Origin of the sequence: Corallococcus sp. AB018 (assembly GCF_003986945.1) — a bacterium.
In the GTDB taxonomy this organism is placed as follows: Bacteria; Myxococcota; Myxococcia; order Myxococcales; family Myxococcaceae; genus Corallococcus; species Corallococcus exiguus.
The window spans coordinates 21,399-28,027 of sequence record NZ_RAWR01000144.1; the positions used below are offsets into that span (position 1 = coordinate 21,399).

Sequence of the window (6,629 nt, forward strand, 5' to 3'; positions counted from 1 at the left end):
AACAATCCGCCCAACCCCCGGGATTCCCAGGGCAGGCGGGCTGGGCAGGGGATGGATCACCCGTAGGCCTGCCAATTTTTGTCACTGACGCTGACGGTTTTCGTCCTCCATCGCGCAGTCGCCAGCTCCGGAAGCGGCGGGTAGGATTCCGGCTCCGTGACGTTCACCTACGCGCCGGGCTGGGCCGAGCCCCTCTTCATCCTCTTCCTGTTCATCCTCGGCCTGTGTTTCGGCTCGTTCCTCAATGTCGTCATCGCGCGGGTGCCGGAGGGCCTGAGCATCGTGCGGCCCGGCTCCCGCTGCCCGAAGTGCGGGCACATGCTCGCCTGGTACGAGAACATCCCCGTCCTGTCGTGGCTGGGGCTGCGCGGGAAGTGCCGCGGCTGCGGCATGCCCATCTCCCCGCGCTACGTCCTGGTGGAGCTGCTCACGGGGCTGTTGTTCCTCGCTTGCCTCAAGCGCTTCGACTGGACCTATGAGCTGGTGCCCGCGCTGGTGCTGGTGTTCCTGCTGGTGCCGCTCACCTTCATCGACCTGGAACATTGGATCCTCCCGTTCTCCCTGACGCTGCCGGGCATCGCGGCCGGCGTGCTGCTGGCCATTCCCCAGGGCGAGGGCGCGGTGGGGCAGGCGGTGCTGGGCGCGGCGGTGGGCTTCCTCGGCTTCCGGCTGATGGAGTACGTGGGCTGGCGCGCCTTCAAGCGCGAGGCGCTGGGCGGCGGGGACAAGTTCCTCGTCGCGCTGCTGGGCGCGTTCCTGGGCTGGCACGCGCTGCTGGGCATCCTCTTCTTCTCGTCGCTGCAGGGCTCCATCGTGGGCGTGGCGCTCCTGGTCCTCACGGGAAGGGCGGGCCCTCGCGGCGCGCCGGAGGCGGAAGCCACGCCTCCTCCTCCCCAGGATCCCCAGGCCGACGCGCCTCTCACCCCGTCCGAGGGGGCTCCGGCGGAAGCTCCGAAGGTGGAAGAAGGGGAGCCCGAGCCCACGATGACGTGGGACTTCACGAAGCCCGGCCTGCCCCTGTGGAAGCGGGTCGTGCTCGTCCCCTGGTGCCTGCTCTTCCAGCCCATCCCGGACGCGCAGCTGGACGAAACGGGTGAGGAGGAGGAGTGGGTCCCCGGGCCCACCAACATCCCCTTCGGCCCGTGGCTGGCCCTGGCGGGGTTGGAGGTGATGCTCCTGGGGCCCTTGCTCGCGCGCGTGCTGCCCCTGGACGTGGCGCTGATGCTCGGGGGGACGCGGTGAAGAACCCCGCGCCGGTGCGGGGATGAAGTGGCGCATCGCCAGCGTGGCGTTCCTCCTGGGCTCGCTGTCCACGGGGCTGTCGTGGCTGACCCTGCAGCCAGTGCTCATCCGCCTGCTGGACACGGCGCGAAGGCTGGCGCTGCCGGGGTCGCTGGACATGGAGAGCCTGGGGCGGATCCGCGCCTTCCTGCCGCTGGCGCTGGGCCTGGATCTGCTGGTGCTGACGGTCCTGGCCTATGGCGTGCTGGACCTGGCGGTGGGTCGCCCTCTACGCGCCATGGAGAAGTCCGTGGAGCAGCTGGGCCGGCTGCAACTGGACGTGCCACTTCCCGAGCAGGGCGGGCCATTCCTGTCGCGCATCCAGCGCGAACTGCGGCGCATGGCGGAGGCGCTGCGCCAGGAGCAGGCCCTCACCCGCGCGCAACTGGAAGCACTGCGCGAGGCCAACGCCCGGCTCGCGCGGGCGCAGACGGAGCTCGTCGCCTCCGAGCGGCTGGCCACGGTGGGCAAGCTGGCGGCGGGCGTGGCGCACGAGGTGGGCAATCCGCTCGCGGGCATCCTGGGCTACCTCTCACTGGCGCGCTCCAGGGCGCAGGGGCCGGAGCTGAAGGACTTCCTGGAGCGCATCGACCACGAGGTGCTCCGCATCGACCGCATCGTGCGGGGGCTGCTGGACCTGGGCCGTCCGGCCAGCACCCAGCCCGGGCCGGTGGACGTGGGGCAGGTGGTGGAGACGTGCGTGCGGCTGGTGCGCGCCGGGCCGGAGCTGGACCGGGTGGACGTGACCCTGGAGGTGGCGCCCGGCCTGTTGGCCCGCGCGGATCCAGGCCCGCTGTCGCAGATCCTCATCAACCTGCTGCTCAACGCGGCCCAGGCCATGGGGGGGGAGGGGCGCGTGCGCATCTCCACCCGGCGGGAGGACGCGCTGCTGCTGGTGGAGGTGGAGGACAGCGGCCCGGGCCTGTCGCCGGAGGTGCGCGCGCGCCTCTTCGAGCCGTTCTTCACCACCAAGGGCCGGCAGGGCACGGGCCTGGGACTCGCGGTGTCACTGAACCTGGCCCAGGGCATGGGGGGCCGGCTGGACGCGCGCGACGGGGCGGGCGGCGGCGCGTGCTTCCGGCTGTCGCTGCCAGCGGCCTGACGGCGGGCCCGGACGGCATATGATGGGCATCCCCCATGCCCCTCTTCCGCACCATCCTCGTCGCCGACGACGAGCCGTCCATCCGCCACATCCTCACCCTGGTGCTCACCGACAAGGGCTATGACGTGCGCGCCGTCGCCGACGGGGACGAAGCCCTGCGCGAGCTGGCCACGCGCGCGTATGACGTCCTGGTGACGGACGTGCGCATGCCCAAGCGCGACGGGTTGTCGGTGCTCCGGGCGGCGCTCGCGGAGCAACCGGGCCTCACCGTGGTGGTGATGAGCGCGTACGGCTCCCAGGAGCAGGCGCTGGAGGCGGTGCAGGCGGGCGCCTACGACTACGTCCAGAAGCCCTTCAAGCCTGAGGAGATCGTCCTCGTCCTGCGCAAGGCGGAGGAGCGCGAGCGGCTGGTCCGCGAGAACCGCCGGCTGCACGAGGCCCGGCTCCCCGGCGCCTCCGGGGGCCACATCCTGGGGCACAGCGCCTCGCTCCATGCGGTGCTCAAGCAGGTGGCGCGCGTGGCGCCCGTGGACACCACGGTGCTCATCTCCGGGGAGAGCGGCACGGGCAAGGAGCTCATCGCGCGCGAGCTGCACGGAAAGAGCCGCCGCGCCGCCATGCCCTTCGTCGCCGTCAACTGCGGCGCCATCCCCCACGGCCTGCTGGAGAGCGAGCTGTTCGGCCACGCGAAGGGCGCCTTCACCGACGCGCGCACCGCCCGCCGGGGCCTGTTCGCGGAGGCCGACGGCGGCACGCTCTTCCTCGACGAGGTGGGCGAACTGCCCCTGGGCGCGCAGGTGAAGCTGCTGCGCGTGCTGCAGGAGGGGGAGATCCGCCCGGTGGGCGAAAGCCGCGTGGAGCGCGTGGACGTGCGCGTGGTGGCCGCCACGCTGCGCGACCTGGGCAAGCTGGTGACCCAGGGCGACTTCCGCGAGGACCTCTACTACCGCCTCAACGTCGTGAACCTCACCCTGCCGCCCCTGCGCGAGCGCCGCGAGGACATCCCGCTGCTCGCCCACGCCTTCATCCAGCGCTTCAACCGCGACCTCAACCGCGAGCCACCGGTGGAGGGCTTGACCCCGGAGGCGGAGGCCCTGATGACGGCCTACTCCTGGCCGGGCAACGTGCGCGAACTGGAGAACGCCATGGAGCGCGCGGTGCTGCTCGCGGAAGGCACCCACGTCGCGCCCGGCAGCCTTCCGGAAAAGCTGTGGGCGGCTTCCGCACCCGCCCCGGCCGGGACGGCCGCGCCGCTACAGGCCGGGAGCGACCTGTCACTCAAGCGCGCCATCCGGGAACTGGAGGAGTCCTACATCCGGGCGGCGCTGCGGCGCACGAAGGGCAACCGCACCCGGGCGGCGGAGGTGTTGGACATCAGCCACCGGGCGCTCCTCTACAAGATCAAGGAGTACGGCATCGATCCGGACGCGGAGGGCTCCCGGGCCTGAGGGGAGGGGAGACGCCCGGCGGGCAACCCTTGAGGAATCCTCCGGCGCCATTTGACGGAACGCCGCCGGGGCCGGAAAATCGGGCCTCCGCGATGGTGGGCCAGGGGGCGCGCGGTCGTGGCGGACTTTCACGGCGCTCTCCCGTCCGCAGGGCGGCCGGGCGCCAAGCACTTTTTAGGAGGGGTATCAAGCCGGTGCTACGCTGGCGCCCTCTCCGATGGAGTTACGCATGGCGAAGGGCAAACTGGCACTCGGGCTGGATATCGGGTCGACGTCGATCAAGATGATCATGCTCAAGGAGCAGCGCAAGCGCGGTGAAGTCGGCTACGCGCTCCAGAGCTTCGGAATGAAGCCGCTGCCTCCCGAGGCCATCGTGGACGGCGCGTTGATGAACTCCACGGCCATCGTCCAGGCCGTCCAGGAGCTGATGTCCGAGCTGAAGGTCAAGGGCAAGGACGTCGCGATCGGCGTGTCCGGCCACTCGGTCATCATCAAGAAGATCCAGATGCCCCGCATGAGCCAGGAAGAGCTCGAGGAGAGCATCCAGTGGGAGGCGGAGCAGTACATCCCCTTCGACGTGAAGGACGTGAACATCGACACGCAGATCCTGGACGGCGGCGGCAACGACGCCACCGGCCAGATGGACGTGCTGCTCGTCGCCGCCAAGAAGGACATGATCAACGACTACACCACCGTGGTCTCCGAGGCGGGCCTCGCTCCGGTGGTGGTGGACGTGGACGCGTTCGCCGTCCAGAACATGTTCTCCACGAACTACGAGCTGCCGGACAAGGAGACCGTCGTCCTCATCAACGCCGGCGCCTCCGTGGTGAACATCAACATCATCGCCAACGGCGTCACCGTCTTCACCCGTGACGTGACCATCGGCGGCAACCAGTTCACCGAAGAGATCCAGAAGCAGCTCAACGTCTCCTACGAGGAGGCGGAGGCGCTGAAGATCGGTGGCAACCGCGCGGACGCGGACGCCGTCGTGCCTCAGGACGTGGAGCGCGTGCTCTCCAGCGTGGCGGAGCAGGTGGCCGGTGAAATCCAGCGCTCGCTGGACTTCTACGCGGGCACCGCCGCGGACTCGAACTTCACCAAGGTCTACCTGTCCGGCGGCACCGCGAAGATCCCCGCGCTGTTCAAGACCATCGAGGCGCGTACCGGCGTGCCGGTGGAGATCCTCAACCCGTTCCGGAAGATCGAAGTGGACAACCGCAAGTTCGACCCCGCGTTCATCATGGACGTGGCGCCCATGGCCGCGGTGGCAGTGGGACTGGCGCTCCGGCGCCCGGGCGACAAGCTGGGCTGATACCGCTCTGGCCACGAGGAAATCACGAACATGATGATCCGAATCAACCTGCTGCCCGTCCGGGCGGTGAAGAAGCGGGAGATGGGCCAGCAGATCCTGGCCCTCTACGCCGCGGTCCTGATCGCCGCGGTGGCGGGTAACTACTTCTGGTACGCGGACCGCGACGGCGAACTGCAGCGCGCCAACCAGGGCATCACCCAGACGCGCGCGAAGATCGCGGAGCTGGAGAAGGTCATCGGCGAGGTGACCAACATCAACGCCCGCAAGACGGAAGTGGAGAAGAAGCTCGCGGTGCTGGACACGCTGCGCAAGGGCCGCAACGGGCCGGTGCGCATGCTGGACGCGCTGTCCTCGTCCATCCCCAAGAAGGTCTGGCTCAAGAACTTCTCGGAGGTGTCCAACAAGGTCACCATCGACGGTTCGGCCGTCAGCCACGACGAGGTCGCGGAGCTGATGCGCGGCCTGGGCAGCATGGTGTGGACGCCCAAGGGCATGGGGCGCCTGGTGGATCAGGGCCGCACGGCCAGCAAGACGTCGCGCGTGGAGCTCTTCAACACGGAGACCGCCGTCGTGGAGGAGTTCTCCGCGAATGAAATCAAGCCCTTCTTCGGCAACGTCGAACTGAGCAACGCCGTGCAGACCAAGCCCACCGTTGCCAACGCGCCGACGGTCGTCGACTTCAAGCTCACCCTCACCGCCAACTACGCCATCTGATTGGCGGCGAAGGACCCCTGTCATGGAAAAATACCTGGATCAACTCGCGAAGGCCCCCCCCGCGGCGAAGTTCGGCGGGCTCGCGGCCATCGTCGTCGTCTTGACCGTGGGCAACTTCTTCTCCTTCATCCAGCCCACGGAGGAGAACATCGCCCGCCGCGCGACGGAGCGCCGGAAGCTGGACCAGGAGCTCGCGGAGAAGAGCGAGATCGCCCAGAACCTCAACGAGCGCCGCCGTGAGATGGACGTGCTCGAGCAGAAGCTGGCGGAGGCCCTCACGGAGCTGCCGGAGCGGCGCGACATGGAAGAGCTGCTCGCGCAGATCAACGACATCGGCAAGAAGTCCGGTCTGGAGATCGCCCGCGTGGAGCCCGGCAAGGAGTACGTCGAGGGCAACGAGTTCTTCGCGCGCATCCCCATCCGGATGACGGTGAGCGGCAACTACCACGAGATCGCCATGTTCCTGCAGGAGATGGCGAACATGCGCCGCATCGTGAACGTCAACAACATCAAGCTCGATGGCGCGACCCTGAAGAACGAGAAGGTCGTCCTCCAGAGCACCTTCCTGGCGACGACGTTCCGGTTCGTCGACACGAAGGGCGCGAAGAGCACCGACAAGAAGAAGAGCAACTAGAAACTTGATCCGCCCGGCAACAAGGGCGACAAGGGATGACGCGGATGAAGACGTTCAAGTCCACGATGACCGTTGCGGTGATGGCGCTGACCCTGTCCGCTTGTGAGGACACGCCCAAGGCCCCACCCCCTGCTCCCC

The 6,629-nt window shown here is 68.8% G+C and carries 6 protein-coding genes; all 6 read left to right on the forward strand.

The genetic code is table 11. From position 1 onward, the window contains the following. The first annotated feature begins 156 nt into the window (after positions 1 to 156). The 6 genes from D7Y11_RS27250 (at position 157) to D7Y11_RS27275 (ending at position 6,491) form a co-directional block, all read left to right on the forward strand. Positions 157 to 1,242, forward strand: coding sequence for an A24 family peptidase (locus D7Y11_RS27250; RefSeq protein WP_126935160.1), 1,086 nt, complete (start codon positions 157 to 159; stop codon positions 1,240 to 1,242). A 22-nt stretch (positions 1,243 to 1,264) separates the two neighbouring features. After that, positions 1,265 to 2,383 (forward strand): sensor histidine kinase, encoded by a 1,119-nt coding sequence (locus D7Y11_RS27255; RefSeq protein ID WP_126935161.1) that lies wholly within the window; start codon positions 1,265 to 1,267, stop codon positions 2,381 to 2,383. Positions 2,384 to 2,418: 35 nt separating this feature from the next. Next, a complete protein-coding gene (locus D7Y11_RS27260) occupies positions 2,419 to 3,831 on the forward strand; it encodes a sigma-54 dependent transcriptional regulator (RefSeq protein ID WP_126935162.1) in 1,413 nt (470 codons plus the stop codon). 229 nt (positions 3,832 to 4,060) lie between these two features. Then, positions 4,061 to 5,143 carry a type IV pilus assembly protein PilM gene (pilM, locus tag D7Y11_RS27265; RefSeq protein WP_014399064.1) on the forward strand — a complete coding sequence of 361 codons (1,083 nt, stop codon included), beginning with the start codon at positions 4,061 to 4,063 and terminating at the stop codon, positions 5,141 to 5,143. Positions 5,144 to 5,173: 30 nt separating this feature from the next. Beyond that, positions 5,174 to 5,857 (forward strand): PilN domain-containing protein, encoded by a 684-nt coding sequence (locus D7Y11_RS27270; RefSeq protein ID WP_120580499.1) that lies wholly within the window; start codon positions 5,174 to 5,176, stop codon positions 5,855 to 5,857. Positions 5,858 to 5,879: 22 nt separating this feature from the next. Further along, a complete protein-coding gene (locus tag D7Y11_RS27275) occupies positions 5,880 to 6,491 on the forward strand; it encodes a type 4a pilus biogenesis protein PilO (protein ID WP_120580498.1) in 612 nt (203 codons plus the stop codon). Positions 6,492 to 6,629: the final 138 nt, after the last annotated feature.